Raw genomic sequence first — 21,776 nt, forward strand, 5'->3', positions numbered from 1 at the left:
ACTGCGATTCCGCCGCGTCCCCTCTCCCGGCCAGGTGCGATGACCCACGATCCAGCAGTCGGCCCGTTCTTCACCCTGCGGACCGAAGACGACCGCGCGCTCGCCTACGAGGGCTACCTCCCCCTGGACGAGGAAGCCGTACGGGCCCGCGTCGGAATCGTGGCGGAGCGGCTGGGGACGGCGGACCGGCGCGTCGCCGCCTCCATCGCCTTCCAGGGCATCGCGGGACGGCTGCTGTCCATCGCCCTCGGCTCGGCCGCGCGGACCGGGCGGGTCCCCGACCTCGCCGACGGCCGGCTCCGATGGCACCCCGCCCGTACGGCCCCGGACGATCTGTGGCTGCCGCACCCGACCGCCCTGCCGCCCGCCCCGGACCTCACGGGACTCGCGGCGCTGATCGGCACCCACGTCCTGCACGGGCCGCTGAGCACCCTGCACCTCCACACGCGCGCCGTCGTCCCCGTCTCCGGCCGGCTGCTGTGGGGCAACGCCGGCTCGTCCCTGGCGGGCGCCCTGGGGGTGCTGCACACCTGGTGCCGCGAGCACGACCGGCCGGGGACCGCGGCCCGCGCGCTCGCCCTGACCCGGGCACTCCTGGAGGACCCCCTCCTGCGCGACACCGGCACCCTGGGCAGCCGGGGCCGCCCGTCCTTCGTCCGCACGACCTGCTGCCTGTACTACCGCGTCCTGCCCGGTGGGATGTGCGGCGACTGCGTACTGCGGCACGCCCCCCGCCGCTGAGACGCCGGGGCCGGCGGCCACTCGCGGACGGAGAGCACGCCCAGGACGTACGCCTTCGCCACCAGCGCCGTACGGTTGGGCACCCGCCACCGCCGGGTGAGCCGGGTCAAGTGGTAGTTGACGCCGTCCACGGTCAGCCCCACGGCCTTGCCGATGGCCGCCGTCGTGGCCCCGGCGGCGGCCAGCGCGAGGATGTGCCCCTCCACCCCGCTGACCTCCGCCATCGGCTCGACCTGACGCGGCACCTGCTCGGCCCGTACGCGCAACACCGCCAGCAGCATCGGGCTCGCCGGGAACGCCTCGCCGACCGGGTCCACGAGCAGCTCGCCCTCCCGCTCGACGCCGTCCATGCCCACCAGCCAGCGCACCTCGATGGGATGGCGCGGCCGGCGGCCCAGCCGCAGCGCCTCGATGTGCCGGTCCAGCCGACCGGGGGCGCGCGGCCGGAACAGGTCCTGGAGGTTGCGGCCGCGCAGCCGGACGGGTGCCGTGCCCCATTCGGCGGCCATCGCCGGGTTGGCGAGCGTGACCTCGCCGTCCGCCCGGCAGATGGCGATCGGGGTCGGGATCCGGTCGAGCAGCAGCAGGAAATGGTTGCGCCAGCTGATGAATTCGTCGCCGCCCACGCTCGTACCGGCCCCTCGCTCGTTCCGCGCCCGTCCAAGGGCCCGTCCAGTGCTTGCCCGGCACGCCGCGCGCGGGAGCGTCACGCCCCGAACCACTGCACAATCATGCAGTTATGTATACGAGCGGCAGGGCTTGTTGACGGCGCGTTTGAGCGCGGCGCGCGCCGGTTACCCGGAACGACAGCCGTACTCGCCCCGTCACCCGGCAGTGGCACTCGCCCCGCCACCGGACGCACCCGACCCAGGAGCCGTCAGTGAGCAGCCGAGCCCGCATCGTGATCGTCGGAGCCGGATTCGCCGGCTACCACGCCGCCCGGGAGCTGTCGCGCACGGCGCGCGGCGCTGCCGAGATCGTGCTGATCAACCCCAACGACTACTTCCTGTACCTGCCCCTGCTGCCCGAGGTCGCCGCCGGTGTCCTCGAACCCCGGCGGGTCTCGGTCTCCCTGACCGGGACCCTGCCGGGGGTCCGGCTCGTCCTCGGCCACGTCGACACCGTCGACCTGGACGGCCGCCGGATCGAGTACGTCGACCCCGAGGGCGGGCGCGGCGAGCTGGATTACGACCGGCTCGTCCTGACCGTCGGCAGCGTCAACAAGCTGCTGCCCATCCCCGGCGTCGCCGAGCACGCGCACGGCTTCCGGGGCATGCCCGAGGCGCTCTACCTCCGCGACCACGTCATCCGCCAGACCGAGCTGGCCGGCGTCGCGACCGACCCGGAGGAACGCGCCGCCCGGCTGACGTTCGTCGTCGTCGGAGCGGGCTACACCGGCACCGAGGTCGCCGCCCACGGCGTCCTGGTCACCGACGCCCTCGTACGCCGCAACAGCGCCCTGCGGGCCATGGGCGTACGCGCCCGCTGGCTGCTCATCGACGTCGCGCCCCGCCTGCTGCCCGGCCTGGACGAGCGGCTCTCGCACACCGCCGACAAGGTGCTGCGCGCCCGCGGTGTGGAGGTCCTCACCGGAACGTCCGTCAAGGAGGCGACACATGAGGGCGTCCGGCTCGACAACGGCGAGTTCCTCGCCACGCGCTCGCTCATCTGGTGCGTCGGGGTACGCCCCGACCCGCTGGTCGAGGGCATGGGCCTGCCCACCGAGCGGGGCCGGCTGTGCGTCGACGAATACCTGACGGTCCCCGGCCACCCGGAGGTCTTCGCGTGCGGCGACGCCGCGGCCGTCCCCGACCTCACCCGTCCCGGTGAGCTCACCCCCATGACCGCCCAGCACGCCCAGCGCCAGGGCAAGGCCGTCGCCCGCAACGTCGCCGCCTCCTACGGGCGCGGGGCGCGCCGCCCGTACAAGCACCGCGACCTCGGGTTCACCGTCGACCTGGGCGGCGTGCAGGCGGCGGCCAACCCGCTGCACATCCCGCTCTCCGGCCCGCTCGCCAACGCCGTCACCCGCGGCTACCATCTGGCGGCCATGCCCGGCAATCGGATCCGGGTCGCGGCCGACTGGCTGCTGGACGCGGTGCTGCCGCGCCAGGGCGTCCAGCTCGGGCTCGTACGCTCCGGGTCCGTCCCCCTGGACACCGAGATCCCGGAGATCGCCCGGACCCCGTACGACCGGGACTGAACCCACGTTCGAACAATAGGTGTTGCTCACGTACCCTGCCTCTCGCTCATATCGGCGAGATGAACGAAAGCGGTGGGGGACGTGGGCGCACGCCTGGTCGTACGCGGAGCAGTGAACAGAGCGGTGATCGGGCTCACGGCCGGGGCCGCCGCCCTGGCCGTGTCGGCGGCACCGGCCGGCGCGGAAACCGGCGGGGCCGACAGGGCCGACGGGTCCGCGTACTCCGCCACCACCTCCGTGGGCGTCCACAACGCCTACGACAAGGCCAAGTACCCCTACTTCGCCGACGCCCTCGACTCCGGCGCCTCGCTCCTCGAACTCGACGTATGGACCAACGGCTTCGGCGGCCGCTCCTTCCGGGTCTCCCACGGGAGCCCGCTGCGCAACGACAACAACTGCGAGGGCGCCACGACCCCCGCCGAGCTGCGGACCAAGGCCCGCAACCAGCCGCTCGCCGGCTGCCTCGCCGACATCCGGGCCTGGCACGACGCCCACCCCGGTCACCGGCCGGTGCTGCTCAAGGTGGAGATGAAGGACGGCTTCAACGCCGACAGCGGGCGCGGCCCGGCCGAACTGGACGCGCTGCTGACCGAGAAGCTCGGCGACGCCCTCTACCGCCCCGCCGACCTCACCGGCGACGCCAAGGGCGCCACCCTCGACGCGGCCGTACGGGCGAACGGCTGGCCCGCCCGGTCCGCGCTCGCGGGCAAGTTCGTCGTGGAGCTGATCCCCGGCACGCTGGAGGAGAACAACCCCGCCGACCGGCTCTGGACCGACCGGGAGTACGCGGGCCACCTGCGCGACCTCGCCGCCGCCGGCCGCCTGCGGCAGGCGGCCGCCTTCCCGGCCGTGCACGGCGCGGCCACCGGGGACCCGCGCACGCGCTACACCGACGCGGCCCTCCGCCCGTGGTTCGTCCTCTTCGACGGCGACGCGAGCACGTACGTCAACGGTGGCATCGACACCGCCTGGTACGACAGCCGTCACTACCTCGTCGTCATGACGGACGCGCACAAGGTGCCGCCCGCCATCGACATCACCCGCCCCACCGAACCCCAGGCCCGCGACCGCGTCGCCCTCCTCGCCAGGGCCCACGCCAGCTTCGCCACCGCCGACTGGTACCCGCTGCCGCAGGTCCTCTCGCTGGTACGGCCCCGGGGCTAGCCCCTGACGCCAACGGCGGCGCTCGCCTCGCGGCGCGCCGCCGGGTGCGCCACGGTGGTGGAGTCCGGACCGGCCACCGCCTGGAGACGCACGATGACGAACCACACCTATCGCGTGACCGAGATCGTCGGTTCCGCGCCGGACGGCGTGGACGCCGCCATCCGCAACGGCCTCACCCGCGCCGCGCAGACCCTCCGGAACCTCGACTGGTTCGAGGTCACGCAGATCCGGGGCCACTTCGTGGAGAACGGCGCGATCGGCCACTACCAGGTGGGGCTGAAGGTCGGCTTCCGCCTGGACGACGGCGACTGAAGGGTCCACGACAGTTCGATCGGCGGGCCACCGCTGTGGCCCGCCGACGACCCGTGGCCGCACTGCGACGCCCCGCACGAGGGTGGGGACCACGCGCTGGCTGAGCTGCGCGCGTCCTGGTCGTAGCCCGTGCAGTCGAGGTCGGGCAGCTCATCGAGGATGTCGGCCAGAAGCACACTGTCGTAACCGGCAAGATCGCTGGAACGGTTGTCGACGATGACGATCTTCGCCGCCGACTCGTCGTCCACCAACCGCCCAGACATCCCCGCCGTGATCAGGTGAGACGAGGGTGACATCGAGCGGCTCGCGGCTTGACCAGGAGGCCGAGAACCGTCTGCCTTCCCAAGCCACACCGGTCCCAGGCATTGCGGGCCTCCGCCGGCGCTCCGGTGGCCGCACGGGGCCGGCGTGCGGGCAGACCGCGTACAACGGAAAGTGCCCGGCTGAGGCATCTCAGCTGGGCACTCGTCCGGGTCCCGTACTTCACTGGCTGCGCGTCAGTGTTCAGTAGTCACGGTGTGTGGTGCTCCGGATCCGGGCTTCTGTCGTGCCGCGGTGACCCGTTCACGGGAGTTGTTCAGCAGGGGAGAGTGGTCTTGCCGGCAGCGCCGGTGGCACCGGTGGTGCCGTCCGCGAGTAGCGTGGCGGCGGTGCCGTTACCGCCGGGCTTGCCCGGGCACACAGGGCTGGCCGCACCGCCGGCCCCACCCGTGCCGCCCGTGTGGCCGCCACCGACGATGGAGGCGCCGCCGTTGCCGCCCTTACCACCGGCGATACCGGCACCGGCATCGCCGACACCGCCGACGCCACCCTTGCCACCGGTGCCGCCGAGCTTGGCCTCTCCGCCGTAGCCGCCGTTACCGCCGTTGCCGTTGGCGCCCCCCGCGCCGCCCGCGCCCCCGGCCCCGCCGACGCTCGCGATGCCGGTGGCGTTGCCACCGGCGCCTCCGGTGCCTCCGTTGCCGTTGGCACCCGCGGCGCCACCGGTGCCACCGAGGCCGCCGATACCGCCGAGGGTCCCGACCCCGTTGGCGCCGTTACTTCCGGGGGCTCCGGCGGCGTTGTGAGTCCGGGCGCTTCCCGTACCGGACTGGGCGGAGGCGAGAGCGGGCGCGACGGTGAAGCCGGCTACGGCGATCGCGGCGATCAGGAAGGTCCGGACAGTGGCCGTGTTGCGCATGGTGCGCATGAGGTACTTCCTTCGGTTTGCAGGGGGAGAGATTCCCCGCCTGACAGCCTTCAACCTAGGGAAATACGACGCACTGCGCGCGCTGACGGATGATCAAATGTCTTTAAATGGACCAAATCGTCAAACTGTGGCTGCAAATTCCCATTTCTGGATCCGCCATCGACGATGCTCCGCCTTCCACCCGGTCTCCGCTCCCGCCCCCAGCGTGCAGTGGGAAGGAGGCAGCCTAGTCGTGTCCGGCGAGTGCCCGCTACGGCACCACCGTCACCGGCCACCGGCCCGCCTTCACCAGGCGGACCGCGACCGAGCCGACGATGCGGTGCCCCGCCTGCTCGGACGCGCCGACGATCACCGCGTCCGCCGTCAAGTCGTCGGCCGCCCGGACCAGCCCGTCGGCAGGCTGTCGCCGTCCGTCCGCTCGACGTCCTTGCTCACACCGGCAGATCGACCGGCACGGACAGGGACAGTGCGAAGCGGCCCTCCTGGTCCGTCCACCAGTGGCTCAGGGCGAACCCGGCCGCCGCCAGCTCCGCCCGCACCCCCTCGCGGCGGAACTTCGCCGAGACCTCCGTGCGCAGCTCCTCGCCCGCCGCGAAGTGGGCGGCGAGGTCGAGCGCGGGGACCTTGACGACGAGGGCGCGCCGGGCCCGCAGCCGCATCTCGATCCACTCCTCCTTCGCGTCCCACAGGGCGACGTGGTCGAAGTCGTCGGGATCGAAGTCGGCGCCGAGCTCGCGGTTGATGACGGTGAGGACGTTCTTGTCGAACGCGGCGGTCACCCCGGCCGCGTCGTCGTAGGCGGCCACCAGCGTCCGCTCGTCCTTGACCAGGTCGGTGCCCAGCAGCAGCGCGTCGCCGGGGGAGAGCTCGGCGCGGACGGCGGCGAGGAAGACCGCCCGCTCGGCGGGCCGCAGATTGCCGATCGTGCCACCGAGGAAGGCGAGCAGCCGCGGGCCGGGGGTGTCCGGCAGGGCGAGGCCGTACTGGAAGTCGGCGACGAGGGCGTGCACGGTGAGCGCCGGATGGTCGGCGAGCAGCGTGCGGGCCGCGCCGGTCAGGGCGCTCTCGCTGACGTCGACGGGCACGTAGTGGTCGAGCGAGCCGAGCGCGCCGATGAGGTGGCGGGTCTTGTCGGAGGAGCCCGAGCCCAGCTCCACGAGCGTACGGGCTCGGGTGGCCGCGGCGATCTCGTCCGCGCGGGCGATGAGGATCTCCCGTTCGGCGCGCGTCGGGTAGTACTCGGGCAGCAGGGTGATCTCGTCGAACAGTTCGCTGCCGCGGGCGTCGTAGAACCACTTGGGCGGCAGTTCCTTGGGCGAGCGGGTCAGCCCCGTGGCGACGTCCGCGCGCAGGGCGGCGGCGGTCGCGTCGAGGGGGAGCGTGCGGGTCAGGGCGAACGGGCTCACAGAACGGGCTCCTCGATCGGCACGTGCGGGGCGTGCGCGGACAGCGGTGTCAGGGCGAGCGCGGTGCGGGTGGCGGTCAGCAGCGTGCGGTCGGGCGCCTCGGTCCAGCGCGGGTCGTCGTCGTAGGGCTCGGAGGCCACGGCCGTCCGGCCGTCCGGGCCGGTCAGGTACCACAGCGTGTCGCCCCAGGCGGTGGCGGTGATGGTCGCGCCGTCGGTGAGCAGCAGGTTGAGCCGGGCGCCGGGCGCGGCCGCGGCCACGTCGGCGACGGTGTCGGCGAGCGCCCGCTCGGCGCTCTCGCCGCCGCGCAGCCGCTGCTCGACCAGCGTCCACACGAACGCCGAGTCGCAGCGCGCCGCCAGCCGCAGCAGATCGCCGGGCGGCACCCGCCCGGCGAGCGCGGCCATGGAGTCCGGCCAGCCCGGCAGCGCGCCGTTGTGGCTGAACAGCCACGGGCCGGCGGTGAACGGCGCCGCGGCGGCCTCGCCGTCCGCGCTCGCCTCGGTGGCGTCCCGCACGGCCGCCAGCAGCGCCCCGGTGCGCACCACGCGGGCGAGGTCGGTGAAGGACTGGTCGGCCCAGATCGGCCCGGCCCGCCGGTAGCGGGCCGGCACCGGGTCGCCCGGCGCGTACCAGCCGACCCCGAAGCCGTCCGCGTTGACCGTGCCGAACCGCTGCCGGCGCGGCGCCCACGACTGGCGGAAGAGCGCGTACGGCGGCTCCATGACCGTCGCGCCGATGGCGGAGTCCGGGCCCAGGACTGCAAGATGGCGGCACATCAGGAGGGCTCCGCGTCGCGCGCCGTGCGGAAGCCGGCGAAGATCTGCCGGCGCACCGGCAGGTCCCAGTTGCGGAACGTCCCGCGGCAGGCGACCGGGTCCACGGCGAACGACCCACCGCGCAGCACCTTGTGGGCCTCACCGAAGAACACCTGTGAGTACTCCCGGTAGGGGAACGCCCTGAAGCCCGGATAGGGCAGGAAGTCGCTCGACGTCCATTCCCACACGTCACCGATCAGCTGCCGCACGCCCAGCGGCGAGTCACCGGCCGGATAGGCACCCACCGGGGCCGGCCGCAGGTGCCGCTGGCCGAGGTTGGCGTGCTCGGGCGTGGGGTCGGCGTCACCCCACGGATAGCGCCGGGAGCGGCCCGAGGCCGGGTCGTGGCGGGCGGCCTTCTCCCACTCCGCCTCGCTCGGCAGCCGCCGCCCCGCCCACGCCGCGTACGCCGCGGCCTCGTACCAGCTCACATGCAGCACCGGTTCGTCCGGCGGTACGGGCTCCACGACCCCGAACCGCCGCCGCACCCAGCCGCCGCCCTCGCGCCGCCAGAACAGCGGCGCGCGCAGCTCGTGGCGGCGCACCTGCTCCCAGCCCTCGGGGTGCCACCAGCGGGCGTCGTCGTAGCCGCCGTCCTCGATGAACCGCAGGTACGCGCCGTTGTCGACCGGCAGCGTGTCGATGAGGAAGGACGGCACGAAGCGCGGGTGCGCCGGCCGCTCGTTGTCGAGGGACCAGGGCTCGGTGGAGGTGCCCATCGTGAACGGGCCGCCCTCGACGAGGACTTCCGCCGGCAGCCGGGCCGTGTCGGGACCGGCCGGCGGTGGTTCGGGGGCGGCGAGCGCGGCGGGCCCCCGGCGCAGCTGATGGGTGATCAGCATCGTCTCGTCGTGCTGCTGCTCGTGCTGGGCGATCATGCCGAAGGCGAAGCCCGCCTCCACCAGCGGGGCGCCGCGCAGCGGCGCCGTCTCCAGGACGTCCAGCACCCGGTCACGCACGTCCGCGACATAGCCGTGCGCCTCCGCGGGCGGCAGCAGCGGCAGCGCGGGGCGCTCGGCGCGCGGGTGCTCGAACGCGTCGTACACCGAGTCGATCTCGGGCCGCAGCGCCTCGTGGCCGCCCACGGCGCGCAGCAGCCACTGCTCCTCCTGATTGCCGATGTGCGCCAGGTCCCACACCAGCGGGGACATCAGGGGGGAGTGCTGGGCGGTCAGCTCCCGTTCGTCCACGCAGTCGGTGAGGGCGCGGGTGCGTTCCCGGGCGGCGCGCAGGGCCTCCCCCGCGCGCCGCCGGAGCGTTTCGGGATCCAGCTCCGAGGTGGTCATGTGCGGCTCTCCTTGCCGAGGACATGGTCGAGAAGATCGTCGGCGGGGCACCGGCGGCGCTCGACGTACCGCTCGGTGAAGGCGTCGACGGCGTCGAGGACGCGCGGCGGCGCGCCGAGCCGGGGCAGCGCCTCGCGGGCCGCGGCGAAGCAGCCGACCGCGGCGGTGTGCAGCTCGGGGTCGGACAGGCCGTGGCGGGCGGCCTTGCGCCACAGCGGATTGGCCGGCGCCGGCTCGGGTCCCGCCGTGTCCGCGAGGGCCTTCACCGCGCGGTAGGCCGTCTCGGCCGCCACGGGATCGTCGAACAGGGCGGCCGCCACGGCGAGCGGCACCAGCCAGCCGTCCTCCCCGGGCTGCGCGTCGATCATGCGCAGCTCCAGGTGGCCACGCGGCCGTATCGGCGGGAACAGCGTGGTCAGGTGATAGGCGACGTCGTCGGCCGTGGGCGGCCGGAGCAGCGGGGCGCGCGTCCAGCGGCGCAGGTTCAGGCCCGCGGGCGCGTCCCAGGGCCCGTCGTCGGACCGCAGGCACATCACCGGCGCGTCCAGGACGTACGCCGCCCACGCCGCCCGCGGATCGGGGCCCTCGGGCGGGGCCAGGGCGCGTCCGGGGTCGACGCGCGTGTAGGCGGCCTGCCGGGTGGAGCGCCAGCCCGTGGGGCGGCCCCGGTGCAGCGGGGAGTTGGCGAACGCGGCGACGAGGACCGCGCCCAGCAGGTGCCCCAGCCGCCAGCGCCGGCCGAAGCCGAGCGGGCCCGGCTCCTCGAACCCGGCGTCGACGCAGACCTGGACGGACGCCGTACGGCACATGATCGTCCGGCCGGCGTCGTTGCGCCGGTCGTAGAAGGCCTCCATGGCCCGGTAGCGGGGGGTGTCGAGGACGCGGCGCGGGGGATGCCAGGGGTCCTGGCCGTAGCCGGCGAGGACGAGCCCCAGGTCGCGCAGCGCGGGACGGGCGGCGGCCAGATCGGCGGAGACCTCCTTCACACAGGCGGTGAGGGAGTCCGCGGGCCGGGAGCTGAACTCCAGTTGGCCACCGGGTTCGACGGTGATCAGGGACCGCAGCGGCAGGGCGCGCAGGCGGTCGGCGGCGGCCGCCAGCACGGGCGGCGGTACGGGCCGGGTGGGGTCGCGCAGGTCATGGACGAGCCATTCCAGTTCGACGCCGAGCAGGCGCGGTGGCCCGGTCTTGAAACAGATCCCGCGGACGAGCGCGTCCACCTCCGCCTCGCCGACGATGTCGGATGGACCCGCCCTGTCGGACGCGATGTCGGTCATTGTCCGGTACCTCCTGTCCGTTGTCCGTGCCGCCGCGGAGCCGGCGCGCCACCCCAGCCAAGACCATGGGAAGCGGCCGCCTCAAGAGCGCGTGGAGTGCCATCCGGCCACCGGGCCCGCCGTGACGCGCACGGCCGGACCGGGTCGGCCGGGTCAGCCGGGGAACGCGTACACGGTGCTCGCGTGCGCCGCCGGGCCGTCCGAGCCCTGTGCCGTCAGCGTGACGTCGGTGAACGCGAAGCGCCGCCCGAGCTTGGTGACCCGCGCCGTGACCAGCACGTCCGTACCGCTCACGGCCCGTTGGAAGGTCGTCGACTGCTGGACGGTGGTCATGGGTCCGTAACCGCCCCGGGCGGACGACACGGCGAGGACGGTGGCGGTGTCGGCCGCGGCCATCAGCGCCTGGCCGGAAATCGCCCCGCCTTCGCGCGCGAGCCGCGCCGACCACGGTAATCGCAGGACGGCGTGCAGCTCGCCCGTCTCCTCCACGGTCAGGCCGAGCTCCAGCACCCACGCCGCGAAGTTCTCCGCGAGGACCTTCTGCGCTTCTTCCGGACTCAGGGTCACTCCGCCATTGTGGCGAGGGCTTGACGCCCACGCCAGAGGAGGGCGTACGGTCCGAAGGATGACCCCGTCCGAGGCGACCGCCGACGTCTATCTCCCCGAGACCTACGCCCGCGGCGTCCCCTACGACCGCTTCCGCGCGTTACGGAACAGCAGCCCCGTGTGCCGGATCGGGGAACCGGCCGTCGGGCCCTGGCCCGCGGGCCCCGGATTCTGGGCCGTCTTCCGGCACGCCGACGTCAAACACGTGCTGCGCAGCCCCGAGCTCTTCTCCTCGCACCTGGGCGCCACCCAGATCGCCGACCCCGACAGCGCCGAGGACCTCGCGTTCGTCCGGACCATGATGCTCAACCAGGACCCGCCCGCCCACGCCCGGCTGCGCCGCATCGTCGCGTCGGCCTTCACCCCGCGCGCCGTGCGGGAACTGGAGGCCGTCGTCGAGGCCCGCGCCCACGCCCTCCTCGACGCCGTCGCCGACCGGGGGGCGGCGGACTTCGCGGAGCTCGCCGCGGACCTGCCGGTGTGGACCCTCGCCCACGTCATGGGTGTACCGGAGCGCGACCGGCGGCTGCTCCGCGACTGGTCCGACCGGGTCATCGGCTACCAGGACCCCGACCTCGCGCGCTCCGTCACCGCCGACGCGGCCGCGCTCAGCCCCATCGGCCGCGCCGCCCTCGCCCACCGGCCGGCCACGCTCGCCCGCCCCGACGGCACCATGATCAGCCCGCGTTCGCGCGCGGCCCTGGCCGACATGTTCGCCTACGCCCACGCCCTGGCCGACGAGCCGCGCCCCGGCAGCGTGATGGCCCACATGCGCGAAGGCGGCCTGAGCCGCGAGGAGTTCGAGACGATGTTCTTCCTCTTCGCGGTGGCCGGGAACGAAACGCTGCGCAACGGCGTCCCCGGCGGCCTGCTGACCCTCCTCGACCACCCCGAGCAGTACGAACTCTTCCGGACCCGGCCGGAGACGACCGGCACCGCCGTGGAGGAGATGCTGCGCTACTGGCCGCCCGTCATGGACTTCCGGCGCACCGCCACCCGCGACACCGAGCTCGCCGGGGTGCGGATCCGGCGCGGCGAGAAGGTCGTCGTCTACCACGCCTCCGCCAACCGCGACGAACGCGTCTTCCCCGACCCCGACCGCTTCGACGTCACCCGCACCCCCAACGACCACGTCAGCTTCGGCTTCGGCCCGCACTTCTGCCTCGGCGCCCACCTCGCGCGCGTGCAGACGCGGGCCATGCTGCGCGCCACCGTCGAGCGGCTGCCCGGCCTGGAGCGGGCGGGCGAACCGGTGCGGCTGGCCTCCAACTTCCAGAACGGGCTCAAGCACCTGCCCGTCAGATGGAGAACAGATCGGTGAACGGGCCCGTCGCGTCGGCGACGGTGTGGCCGAAGGGCGAGTTGAAGTCCCAGATGAGGAAGAGGAGGAAGGCGATCAGGGCGCTGTAGATCCCCGCCAGCAGCAGCTCCCGCGGCGACCGCCGGATCTGGAGGGTGAAGATCAGCCCCACCGCCACCAGCGCCCCCGCGATCAGCCCGAACCACACCACGCCCGGCATGGTCTCCTCCGCGTTCTGCGCGCGGGCGGAGCGCGCGGCGTCGATGGCGCCGACCTGGTCCATCAGCGGCTGGTACGACTGTCCCTCGTGGTCGTCGCGCGGCTCGTAGGAGGTGACGTCCTCGCGCACCTTGCCCAGCAGCCGCGCGCCTTCGTCGGTCAGCTTGCCGGTCTCCAGCATCACCGGCCACTCCTTGTGCACCACGTGGCTCACATACGCCTCGACGTCCTCGCGGATGCGGCCGCGGGCCTCCGGCGCGTACACCTGGACCCGCTCGCTGACCTCGTGCAGCGCCTGGGCCTCCGCGACGACCTCGGACTGGGCGCTGCTGCGCGCCTCCCAGACGCCGGCGATGGCCAGGCCCAGCACGATGGCGTAGACGACCCCCACCATCATCGTCATGTACTCGATCACATCGGGTGTCTCGCTCGGGTCGACGTCCGCGCCGCGCCTGCGCTCCCGCAGCACGGTGATGGACAGGACGACCACGCAGGCGGCGGCCATCGCGATGGTCAGGACCAGCCACTCGGACAAGGGGGGCCTCCGGGTATGAGGATGGGCGGGCGAGGGGATCAGCCGCGTCGTCCGCCGCCGCCACCGCGCGGGCGCAGCAGGGCGGCGGAGAGCACGGCCGGGGCGGTGATCACGAGGGTGAGGGTGACCAGCGACGCGCCGCCCTGGGGCGGCCGGGGCATCGACTGGTGGTAGGCGCGCGGCGCGACGTGCCGGACCGGCGCCGCCGCGGGGGTGGCCCTGGGCCGCGGAGCCGGAGGCGCGGGAGCTGCGAGGGCGCGCGGGCGTACGGGCTCGGGCGCCGGCGACCGGACGGGCTCGGGCGGCGGGGGCGGTGCGGGCTCGGGCGGCCGGGGCGGTGCGGGCCGCGCCGGTGCGGGCGGTGCGGGCGGTGCGGGCGGTGCGGGGCGTGCGGCCGGTGGGCGCGGTGCCCCGGGGCAGCCGATGACGACGGCCGCACCGCTGCCGGCGCGGGCGCTGACCGTCCGGCACCCCGGGCCGCCGCCGATCACCACGGCCGCGCCGTCGCCGGCGTCGACCGTCATGCCGCCGCGGGGGCCGAAGACGACCGAGGGCCCGTCCTTGGCGGAACGGTTCGGCGGCGTCCCGAGCGCGACCCTGCCGACCGTGGCGATCAGACCACCGGGGCCCTCGGCGGTCGGGGCGCCGGTGAGGCGGACCTCTCCCGGGCCGTCGTCACCCGGAGCCGGTGCGGCCCCCGCTGTCGCCAGCACGGCCACGAAGGCCACCATCCCCGCCCGCCCGGCGCGCACCCATGCACTCACGACGCAGATCTTGGTGGCCTCGCACGCGGAGAAGTCGCGCCTGGGCCGTAATCCCTGCGAACGGATGAAAAGTGTGCCGGTTCTGTGCGGAATCTATCGGGCAACTGGGCTATAGCGGGCGGGAGTCGGGAGGGCGGCGGCCGATCGGCCGCTCACAGCTCCGAGAAGTCCCCGTGCCGCCCCGCCCCCGCCGTGAAGCGGGCCGCACCGGCGGCCGCCCCGGGCAAGGAGGCCAGACCGTAGGCGAGTTCACCGGCCATGGCCCGTTCCTCCGGCGCCCCCTCCTGGTCCAGGAGGGAGGCGCGGTCGCCGCGCAGGCAGTCCTGGGGGAAGCGGGCGATCTCCGCCGCCAGCTCCTCCGCCGCCCGGCGCGCCCGGCCGCGCGGCACCAGGCGGTTGGCGAGCCCGATCGCGTACGCCTCCTGTGCCGCCACCGGGCGGCCGGTCAGGATCAGGTCCATGGCGCGGCTCGCCCCGATCAGCCGGGGCAGCCGGACCGTACCGCCGTCGATCAGCGGCACGCCCCAGCGGCGGCAGAAGACCCCGAGGACCGCGTCCTCCTCCACCACCCGCAGATCGCACCAGAGCGCCAACTCCAGTCCGCCCGCAACCGCGTGGCCGCTGACCGCCGCGACGACCGGCTTCGACAGGCGCAGCCGGGTGGGGCCCATCGGGCCGTCGCCGTCGGGCGCGACCCGGTTGCCGTCGGCGGTGCCGAACGCCTTCAGGTCGGCGCCCGCGCAGAACGTGCCGCCCTCGCCCCACAGCACCGCCACCCGCGCCGCCTCGTCGGCCTCGAACTCCCGGAAGGCGTCGGCCAGCGCGGCGGCCGTCGGCCCGTCCACGGCGTTGCGGGCGGCCGGCCGGGAGAGGACGACGGTGGTGACCGGACCGGAGCGCTCCGTGCGGACCGCCGCCGTCACCGCGCGTCCTTGGCCAGCGCCCGCTCCAGGATCGCCCCGAGATCGGCGCCCGTCGGCAGGGTGCCGAAGGCGTTGCCCCAGTCCGCGTCCAGCCGCGAGGCGCAGAAGGCGTCCGCGACGGCCGGGTCGCCGTAGCGGACGAGCAGACTGCCCTGGAGGACGAGCGTGAGCCGCTCGGCGACGCGGCGGGCGAGGAGCTGCGCCCGCCCCGGGTCGGAGAGCGTGCCGAGGAGGTCGCGCAGGCCGGCGGCGGCCGCGTCGAGCCGGGGGTCCGCGCCCGCCGCCGCGTCGACCTCGGCGAAGTAGGCGTCCAGGGCGGCCGGTTCCCGGGTCATGGCGCGCAGCACGTCCAGCGCCGCGACATTGCCGGAGCCCTCCCAGATCGACAGCAGCGGCGCCTCCCGGTAGAGCCGGGGCATGCCCGACTCCTCGACGTAGCCGTTGCCGCCCAGGCACTCCAGCGCCTCGGCGGCGTGCGTGCTGCCGCGCTTGCACACCCAGTACTTGCCGGCGGCCAGCGCGAGCCGCCGCAGCGCCCCCTCCGCCGCGTCCCCCGCCTCGGACCGGTCCAGCGCCGCCGCCAGCCGCATCGCCAGCACGGTCGCGGCCTCGGACTCCACGGCGAGGTCCGCCAGGACGTTGCGCATCAGCGGCTGGTCGATCAGCTCGGCGCCGAACGCCCGCCGGTACGTGGCGTGGTGCAGCGCCTGCCGCAGCCCCGCCCGCATCCCGGCCGCCGAGCCGATGACGCAGTCGAGGCGGGTCATGTTGACCATCTCGACGATCGTGCGCACCCCGCGCCCGAGCTCACCGACCGGCCAGGCCGCGGCCCCCTCGTACTCGATCTCCGCCGAGGCGTTGGAGCGGTTGCCGAGCTTGTCCTTCAGGCGCTGCAGCCGCATGGCGTTGCGGGTGCCGTCGGGAAGGACGCGCGGCATGAGGAAGCAGGTCAGGCCCTCCTCCGCCTGCGCGAGCACCAGGAAGACGTCGCTCATCGGCGCCGACGTGAACCACTTGTGCCCGGTGATCACATACGAGCCGTCGCCCGCCGGCGCGGCCGCCGTCGTATTGGCGCGGACGTCCGAGCCGCCCTGCTTCTCCGTCATCGACATCCCGGCGATCAGCCCCCGCTTGTCCAGCGGGGGCCGCAGCCCGTAGTCGTACGTGCGCGACGCCAGCAGCGGCTCGTAGACGGCGGCCAGCTCGGGCTGGGCGCGCAGCGCCGGGACGGCGGCGTACGTCATGGAGACGGGGCAGCCGTGGCCCGGCTCGGCCTGCGCCCAGACGTAGAACTTCGCCGCCCGCACCAGGTGGGCGCCGGGACGGGCCTCGACCCAGGGCGCGGCGTGCTGGCCGCTGCCGACCGCGGCGGCCATCAGCTGGTGCCACGCCGGGTGGAACTCCACCTCGTCGACGCGATGGCCGTAGCGGTCGTGGGTGCGCAGCACCGGCGGGTGCGCCTCGGCCATCCGCGCCCAGTCCTGCACCTCCTCCGACCCGGCCCGCATCCCCAGGGCGCGGACCTGCGCCTCACCCCAGGCGCCGCCGTCCCGGCGCAGGGCCTCCAGCAGCGCGGGGTCGTCGGCGGTGGTGAAATCGGCCAGGAGCGGTACCTGGTTGAACACTTCGTGGGTGGTCATGCCACCTATGTAACCGCCCGGTAGCCCGGAGATCCAGAGTCCGGTCGGGTATCCGCGCGACCCCCGGGCGGGCCACCGCGGTCGCAGCGCCCGCCGCCGCGTACGACGCTGGCCCCATGCTCCGCGCCGCCGCCCTCACCCTGCTGCTCGTCCTCACCGCGACACCGGCCCCGGCCGCCGCACCGCCCCCGCGGACCGTCTCCGCCTGGCTGCCCTACTGGGAACCCGGCGCCTACCGCGACGCGCTCGCCCACGCCGACCAGCTGCACACCGTCAGCCCGTTCTGGTACGAGGCCACCGCCGCCGACAGCGTCACCGCGCACGAGGGCGCCGGCGACCGGACGGTGATCGACGGGCTGCGCGCGGCGGGTGTGAAGGTCGTGCCGACCGTCACCGAGAGCCTCGACGCCGCCGGGATGGCCCGGCTCATGGGCGACGCGAAGAGCCGCGCCACCCACGTCGATACCCTGGTGCGGCTCGTGGCCGGCGGCCCGTACGACGGGCTCGACCTCGACTACGAGCGGATGAACGAGTCCGGCGCGGCCCCGGAGCTCGTCGAGCGCCTCCGCACCGGCTTCAACGCCCTGACCACCGAGGTGTGCGACCGCCTGCACGCCCTGCGGAAGGAGTGCGCGGCCGCCGTCTTCCCCCGCACCGCCGCCCGCGACCACGACGAGGGGCCGGTCTACGACTACGCGCACCTGGGCCGCACCCTCGACCGGCTGCGGATCATGGGCTACAACCTCCACGACGCCCTGGAGGAACCCGGCCCGCTGTCCACCCCCGGCTGGTACGACGAGATCCTCGCCTACGCCACCGCGCGGGTACCGGCACACAAGATCGAGATGGGAATCCCGGCCTACGGCTGGGACCACCGGGTGGGCGACCCCGCCCGCGCCACCCACCGCACCGCCCGGGAGGCCGAGGCGCTGCGCCGCCGCGTCGGCGCGCCCTACGCCCTGGACCCGGGCTCGGGGACCCCGCACTTCTCCTACACCGAGGACGGCCGGCGGCGCGAGGTCTGGTACCAGGACGCCCGGGGCATCGCGGCACACCTGCCCGTCCTGCGGAAGTACGGCGTGGAGGGGACCGCGCTGTGGGCGCTGGACTTCGAGGAGCCCGAGCTGTGGCCCGTCCTCGCGGGCGGCGCCGCACCGGCCCGGTGAGAGCGCGGAGGAATATGAGCAGTCGGTGACAGTTCGCCCGCCCGAGGCCCCTGAGGCGCACAAGTGTGCTGATGGGAACGATACTGTCCGCATGTCACGGGTGCTGTTGATCGAGGACGACCGGGCCGTGCGGGAAGGAGTCACCCTCACCCTGCGCCGCCGCGGCCACGACGTCGAGGGCGCGGCGACCGGCGAGGCCGGTCTCGCGGCCCTGGACGTCTTCCGGCCCGACCTGGTCCTGCTCGACCTGATGCTGCCCGACAAGAGCGGCTTCGAGGTCTGCCGCCGCATCCGCGCCACCCAGCAGATCCCGATCATCATGCTCACCGCGCGCGGCGACGACATCGACGTCGTCCTCGGCCTGGAGGCCGGCGCCGACGACTACATCGTCAAGCCCGCCCGCGGCGAGGTCCTGGAGGCCCGCATCCGCGCCGTGCTGCGCCGCGCGGTCGCCACGGGCGGCGGCCCGGACCCGGCCGTCACCCAGCCCGTGGAGACCCACGGCGACCTCACCATCGACCGGGCCGGACTGCTCGTGGCCAAGCACGGCCAGGACCTGGCCCTGGCCCCCTCCGAGATGAAGCTGCTGCTCTACCTGTCCTCGACGCCCGGCCAGGTCTTCAGCCGCCAGCAGCTCCTGGAGCACGTGTGGGAGCACAGCTACCACGGTGACGCCCGCCTGGTCGACGCCTGTGTGATGCGGCTGCGGACCAAGGTCGAGGACGCCACGCGCTCCCCGAAGTACATCCAGACCGTGCGCGGCTTCGGCTACCGGTTCGGGCCCCTGTGAAGCGTCCCGCGCCGCCCCGCCTCACCCTGCGGCGCCCCTCCCCGAGGGCGCTCGCGGGCGGCCTGCGCGCCCGGCTCGTCGTCGCGTTCCTGCTCGTCGCCGCGCTCAGCGCGCTCATCACGGCGGCGCTGACCTTCCGCGAGGCCCGCACCGCGATCCTCAAGCGCACCCAGGACACGGCGGTGCAGGCCCTGCGCTCGCAGGTCAACTCGCAGGTCCCCGACTACACCCTGCCGCCCACCCAGCAGAAGCTGACGGAGCTCACGCACGGGCTCACCCGGGCCGGGGAGGCCCAGCACTGGATCATCCACGTCCGCTACGCGGACGGGCCGATGGTCCCCGCCGCCGACGCGCGGATGGCCATCCCGAAGGGGCTGCAGAAGAAGGTCCGCGCGGGCATCGCGGCGTTCCAGCGCATGGACATCGACGGCAACCCCTGGCTCGCCATCGGGCTGCCCGTCACCTACGCCGACACCGGGCAGCCCTCCGGTCTGGAGGTCTACGCGCAGCTGCCGCTCCGCGAGGACGAGGCCAACGTCCGGTCCCTGGTCGAGGCCGCGCAGCGCGGCGCCGTCCCCGCCGTGGCCCTGGCCGCCGTGCCCGCCCTGATCGCCGCGCGCGGCGTGCTGCGCCCCGTGCGCGAGCTGCGGCGCGCCTCCCGGAAGATCGCCGCCGGTGAGCTCGACACCCGGCTGAAGGTCACCGGCCGCGACGAGCTCGCCGACCTCTCCCGCACCTTCAACGACATGGCCGAGGCGCTGGAGGAGAACGTCGCCGAACTGCGCCGCATGGAGGCCAACTCCCGGCGCTTCGCCGCCGACGTCTCGCACGAGCTGCGCACCCCGCTCGCCGCGATGACCGCCGTCGTCGACGTCCTCGACGAGGACGCCGGCACCCTCGACCCCGACACCGCCCACGCGGTCCGCCTCATCAGCGAGGAGACCGGGAAGCTCGCCCGCATGGTCGAGGACCTGATGGAGGTCTCCCGCTTCGACGCGGGCGCCGCCGCCCTCCACCTGGACGAGGTCGACGTCTCCGAGACCGTGCGCAAGACCCTCCAGGCGCGCGGCTGGCAGGACAAGGTGACCGCCGACCTGCCCGACGGCGTACGCGCCCGGCTGGACCCGCGCCGCATCGACGTCGTGGTCGCCAACCTCGTCGGCAACGCCCTCAAGCACGGCGGCGAACCGGTGGACGTCACGGTCCGGGCCGCGCGGGACGACGACGGGCGGCGACTGCTGATCGAGATCGCGGACCGGGGCGAGGGCATCGACCCCGAGGTGCTGCCGCACGTCTTCGACCGGTTCTTCAAGGCGGACTCCGCCCGGGCCCGCTCCGAGGGCAGCGGTCTGGGCCTCGCCATCACCCTGGAGAACGTACGCCTGCACGACGGGACCGTACGGGCCGCCAACCGACCCGGAGGAGGCGCGGTGTTCACCGTGGACCTGCCGCTGCGGCAGGGCGGGGGCGAGAGCGCGTGAAGGCACGACGCACCGCCCTGGCCGCCGCGCTGCTCACCACGCTCGCGGGCTGCGGCGTCACCACCACCGGCGTCATCGACGTGGGGCAGCCGGCCAACGGTGCCAAGCGGCAGGGCGCCATCGACGACGTCAGGCTCTACTTCATGTCGCCGACCGGCGTGAAGCCGATCCCCCGCAGCGCCAAGGCCAAGCTCGGCGCCGAGGACGCGATCGCGCTGCTGCTCGACGGGCCCGGGGAAGCGGAGCGGATCCGGGGCCTGTACTCCGAGGTGCCGAAGATGAGTACGGACAAGGTCCACGTCACCACCGGCACGCTGCGGGTCAGTGTCCAGATGCCGTTCAACGTCCTGCGGCTGACGCCCGTCGCCCGGAGCCAGTTCGTGTGCACGGCGGCGGACAACGAGGCGCCCAAGGGGCGCCCCGTCCACGATGTGAAGGTCGAGCTCAGCGGCGGCGGTGTCGTCATCTCGGACCTGGTCTGCGACAGCAACAACGCCTTCCCGGCGGAGAAGCTCCCCACCCCGCTGGGCGGCGGCCGGTGACGGCCGCCCGGCCCCGGGGGGATCAGATCTTGGGGAAGCTGAAGGCGTAGCCCTCCTGCTTCAGCCACGGCAGCAGCCGGCCGAGCGCCTCGACGGTCTGCGCGCGCGAGCCGCCGCCGTCGTGCATCAGGACGGTCGGCCCCTTGTCCAGCTGGCGCTTGACGGTGTCGAGGATCTTGTCGACGCCGGGGTGCTCGAAGTCCTTGGTGTCGACGTTCCAGCCGAGCGGGCGCATCCCGTTCTCCGCGGCGATCCGCCGGCTGTCGGGGGTGAACGCCCCGCCCGGCGCCCGGTAGTACTGGACGGGCGCGCCGCCCGCCGCCTCCTCGATCAGCTTCTTCGCGTCCAGGATCTCCTTCGACTGGTACGCGACCGGCTTCTTGTCCATCGTCGTGTCGTGCGTCATGGAGTGGTCGCACAGCCGGTGCCCGGCGGCGACCACCTTCTTCACCAGGTCCGGGTGGTTCCGCGCGTTCGGGCCGATCATGCAGAACGTCGCCTTGGCGCCGTAACGCTCCAGCAGCGCGAGGACCTTAGGCGTCCAGGCGGGGTCCGGGCCGTCGTCGATGGTGAGGTTGACGGTCTTCCCGGGGTCCTCCGAGACGCGCCCGATCTCCTGGCTGACGCCCGCGGCCGTGGTGGGCCGGTCCGCCACCCGCGGGTCGTTCCCGCCGGACCTCCGGTCGTGGCCGGCGACGGCGAGCGTGCCGGCGGCTATGGCGAGGACCGCCGCCGTCGCCGCGATCCGGTTCCTGTGCTTCCTCGGCAGCGCCATGGCTTCTCGTTCCCTCCCTGTCGGTGTGGCTATCACAGGAGAAGAGGGAACGAGGGAGGGGAAAGGGTGCGTCTGTTACGGATTCATCATCGATCGGGCACAGGGGGGTCACGCATGGCCCCGGCGCCTTCAGGGCTGGAGGCCGCCGAGGCGTCCCTCCAGGAGGACGAGCAGCTCGGCGAGGGTGTCCGCGAGCTGCGCCCGGCGGTCCGCGTCCAGTCCCTCCAGGAGCGCGCTCTCGTAGTCGAGCTGATGGGGGACCAGCCGGTCGATGAGTTCGTCGCCCGCCCCGGTGAGGGAGAGGTGGGCCACGCGCCGGTCGCGTTCGTCGGGGCGGCGGGCGACCAGGCCGCGCGCTTCGAGGACGCGCAGCCGCTTGGTGACCGCGGCGCCCGAGGCGAAGGTCTCCCGGGCGATCTGCCCCGGTGTCAGCTCGCGGCCCGTACGCCGCAGGGTGCCGAGGATGTCGAACTCCGCCCGGGTCAGGCCCTCCCGCACCAGCGGGGCGTCCGTCGCCTGCTGGAGCAGCGCCGCACAGCGGTTGAGCCGGCCGATCACGGCCATCGGCGCGGTGTCGAGTCCGGGGTGGACCTGCTGCCACTGGCGCAGCACGCGCGCGACGACGTCCTCGGTCACGGT

Annotated in this window: 22 protein-coding genes and 1 pseudogene; 9 read left to right on the plus strand and 14 right to left on the minus strand. The window is 74.2% G+C overall.

Annotated elements, in window-relative coordinates; translation table 11 throughout:
* Nucleotides 1-39 precede the first annotated feature (39 nt).
* Nucleotides 40-741: a (2Fe-2S)-binding protein gene (locus ACZ303_RS20935; protein ID WP_467341085.1), complete on the plus strand. Its 702-nt coding sequence runs from the start codon at nucleotides 40-42 to the stop codon at nucleotides 739-741.
* Here the strand turns inward: ACZ303_RS20935 and ACZ303_RS20940 are convergent.
* Nucleotides 678-1,367, minus strand: coding sequence for a PAS domain-containing protein (locus ACZ303_RS20940; protein WP_467341087.1), 690 nt, complete (start codon nucleotides 1,365-1,367; stop codon nucleotides 678-680). The two genes, ACZ303_RS20935 and ACZ303_RS20940, sit on opposite strands and share 64 nt — an antisense overlap.
* A 254-nt stretch (nucleotides 1,368-1,621) precedes the next feature.
* Between ACZ303_RS20940 and ACZ303_RS20945 the strand changes: the two genes are divergently transcribed.
* The 3 genes from ACZ303_RS20945 to ACZ303_RS20955 all read left to right on the plus strand — a co-directional run bounded on the left by ACZ303_RS20945 (nucleotide 1,622) and on the right by ACZ303_RS20955 (nucleotide 4,420).
* The gene (locus ACZ303_RS20945) at nucleotides 1,622-2,944 is read left to right on the plus strand and encodes an NAD(P)/FAD-dependent oxidoreductase (RefSeq protein ID WP_467341089.1); all 1,323 of its coding nucleotides are present in this window, start codon (nucleotides 1,622-1,624) and stop codon (nucleotides 2,942-2,944) included.
* An 81-nt stretch (nucleotides 2,945-3,025) separates the two neighbouring features.
* The gene (locus tag ACZ303_RS20950; protein ID WP_467341091.1) at nucleotides 3,026-4,108 is read left to right on the plus strand and encodes a phosphatidylinositol-specific phospholipase C domain-containing protein; all 1,083 of its coding nucleotides are present in this window, start codon (nucleotides 3,026-3,028) and stop codon (nucleotides 4,106-4,108) included.
* 93 nt (nucleotides 4,109-4,201) lie between these two features.
* On the plus strand, nucleotides 4,202-4,420 hold the full coding sequence (locus ACZ303_RS20955; protein ID WP_467341093.1) for a dodecin: 219 nt from the start codon (nucleotides 4,202-4,204) through the stop codon (nucleotides 4,418-4,420).
* Between the two features lie 577 nt (nucleotides 4,421-4,997).
* Here the strand turns inward: ACZ303_RS20955 and ACZ303_RS20960 are convergent.
* The 7 genes and pseudogenes from ACZ303_RS20960 to ACZ303_RS20990 all read right to left on the minus strand — a co-directional run bounded on the left by ACZ303_RS20960 (nucleotide 4,998) and on the right by ACZ303_RS20990 (nucleotide 10,963).
* A complete protein-coding gene (locus ACZ303_RS20960; RefSeq protein WP_467341095.1) occupies nucleotides 4,998-5,609 on the minus strand; it encodes a hypothetical protein in 612 nt (203 codons plus the stop codon).
* Nucleotides 5,610-5,859: 250 nt separating this feature from the next.
* Nucleotides 5,860-6,018 (minus strand): annotated as a pseudogene (locus ACZ303_RS20965) (universal stress protein); the annotation flags it as partial.
* A gap of 22 nt (nucleotides 6,019-6,040) precedes the next feature.
* Nucleotides 6,041-7,015, minus strand: coding sequence for an L-histidine N(alpha)-methyltransferase (gene egtD / locus ACZ303_RS20970; RefSeq protein WP_467341096.1), 975 nt, complete (start codon nucleotides 7,013-7,015; stop codon nucleotides 6,041-6,043).
* Nucleotides 7,012-7,794 carry an ergothioneine biosynthesis protein EgtC gene (egtC, locus tag ACZ303_RS20975; RefSeq protein WP_467341098.1) on the minus strand — a complete coding sequence of 261 codons (783 nt, stop codon included), beginning with the start codon at nucleotides 7,792-7,794 and terminating at the stop codon, nucleotides 7,012-7,014. The genes egtD and egtC overlap by 4 nt, the downstream gene beginning before the upstream one ends.
* Nucleotides 7,794-9,119, minus strand: a complete 1,326-nt coding sequence (gene egtB, locus ACZ303_RS20980; RefSeq protein WP_467341100.1) for an ergothioneine biosynthesis protein EgtB — start codon at nucleotides 9,117-9,119, stop codon at nucleotides 7,794-7,796. The genes egtC and egtB overlap by 1 nt, the downstream gene beginning before the upstream one ends.
* Entirely contained in the window at nucleotides 9,116-10,396 is a 1,281-nt protein-coding gene (egtA, locus tag ACZ303_RS20985; RefSeq protein ID WP_467341101.1) for an ergothioneine biosynthesis glutamate--cysteine ligase EgtA, read from the minus strand. Before egtA ends, egtB begins: the two co-directional genes overlap by 4 nt.
* A 153-nt stretch (nucleotides 10,397-10,549) precedes the next feature.
* Nucleotides 10,550-10,963, minus strand: coding sequence for a PaaI family thioesterase (locus ACZ303_RS20990; RefSeq protein ID WP_467341103.1), 414 nt, complete (start codon nucleotides 10,961-10,963; stop codon nucleotides 10,550-10,552).
* Between the two features lie 58 nt (nucleotides 10,964-11,021).
* On the opposite strand from ACZ303_RS20990, the gene ACZ303_RS20995 reads away from it, so the two are divergent.
* On the plus strand, nucleotides 11,022-12,323 hold the full coding sequence (locus ACZ303_RS20995; RefSeq protein WP_467341105.1) for a cytochrome P450: 1,302 nt from the start codon (nucleotides 11,022-11,024) through the stop codon (nucleotides 12,321-12,323).
* On the opposite strand, the gene ACZ303_RS21000 is transcribed toward ACZ303_RS20995, so the two are convergent.
* The 4 genes from ACZ303_RS21000 to ACZ303_RS21015 form a co-directional block, all read right to left on the minus strand.
* Entirely contained in the window at nucleotides 12,301-13,056 is a 756-nt protein-coding gene (locus ACZ303_RS21000; protein ID WP_467341106.1) for a bestrophin-like domain, read from the minus strand. The genes ACZ303_RS20995 and ACZ303_RS21000 overlap by 23 nt on opposite strands.
* A 38-nt stretch (nucleotides 13,057-13,094) precedes the next feature.
* A complete protein-coding gene (locus ACZ303_RS21005) occupies nucleotides 13,095-13,820 on the minus strand; it encodes a hypothetical protein (RefSeq protein WP_467341108.1) in 726 nt (241 codons plus the stop codon).
* A gap of 152 nt (nucleotides 13,821-13,972) precedes the next feature.
* On the minus strand, nucleotides 13,973-14,743 hold the full coding sequence (locus ACZ303_RS21010) for a crotonase/enoyl-CoA hydratase family protein (protein WP_467341110.1): 771 nt from the start codon (nucleotides 14,741-14,743) through the stop codon (nucleotides 13,973-13,975).
* Nucleotides 14,740-16,383, minus strand: a complete 1,644-nt coding sequence (locus ACZ303_RS21015) for an acyl-CoA dehydrogenase family protein (RefSeq protein WP_467341112.1) — start codon at nucleotides 16,381-16,383, stop codon at nucleotides 14,740-14,742. Before ACZ303_RS21015 ends, ACZ303_RS21010 begins: the two co-directional genes overlap by 4 nt.
* A 116-nt stretch (nucleotides 16,384-16,499) precedes the next feature.
* Between ACZ303_RS21015 and ACZ303_RS21020 the strand changes: the two genes are divergently transcribed.
* The 4 genes from ACZ303_RS21020 (at nucleotide 16,500) to ACZ303_RS21035 (ending at nucleotide 20,362) form a co-directional block, all read left to right on the plus strand.
* Nucleotides 16,500-17,549, plus strand: coding sequence for a glycosyl hydrolase family 18 protein (locus tag ACZ303_RS21020; protein ID WP_467341114.1), 1,050 nt, complete (start codon nucleotides 16,500-16,502; stop codon nucleotides 17,547-17,549).
* A gap of 91 nt (nucleotides 17,550-17,640) precedes the next feature.
* On the plus strand, nucleotides 17,641-18,339 hold the full coding sequence (locus ACZ303_RS21025) for a response regulator (RefSeq protein WP_467341116.1): 699 nt from the start codon (nucleotides 17,641-17,643) through the stop codon (nucleotides 18,337-18,339).
* On the plus strand, nucleotides 18,336-19,820 hold the full coding sequence (locus ACZ303_RS21030; protein ID WP_467341118.1) for an ATP-binding protein: 1,485 nt from the start codon (nucleotides 18,336-18,338) through the stop codon (nucleotides 19,818-19,820). Before ACZ303_RS21025 ends, ACZ303_RS21030 begins: the two co-directional genes overlap by 4 nt.
* Nucleotides 19,817-20,362, plus strand: a complete 546-nt coding sequence (locus tag ACZ303_RS21035; protein WP_467341120.1) for a hypothetical protein — start codon at nucleotides 19,817-19,819, stop codon at nucleotides 20,360-20,362. The genes ACZ303_RS21030 and ACZ303_RS21035 overlap by 4 nt, the downstream gene beginning before the upstream one ends.
* A 22-nt stretch (nucleotides 20,363-20,384) precedes the next feature.
* Here the strand turns inward: ACZ303_RS21035 and ACZ303_RS21040 are convergent, their stop codons facing one another.
* Complete coding sequence (locus tag ACZ303_RS21040) at nucleotides 20,385-21,137, minus strand: polysaccharide deacetylase family protein (RefSeq protein WP_467341122.1); 753 nt, start codon at nucleotides 21,135-21,137, stop codon at nucleotides 20,385-20,387.
* 129 nt (nucleotides 21,138-21,266) lie between these two features.
* Complete coding sequence (locus ACZ303_RS21045) at nucleotides 21,267-21,773, minus strand: MarR family winged helix-turn-helix transcriptional regulator (protein ID WP_467341124.1); 507 nt, start codon at nucleotides 21,771-21,773, stop codon at nucleotides 21,267-21,269.
* Nucleotides 21,774-21,776: the final 3 nt, after the last annotated feature.

The sequence above is a fragment of the Streptomyces sp. NPDC023527 genome, from assembly GCF_055560115.1.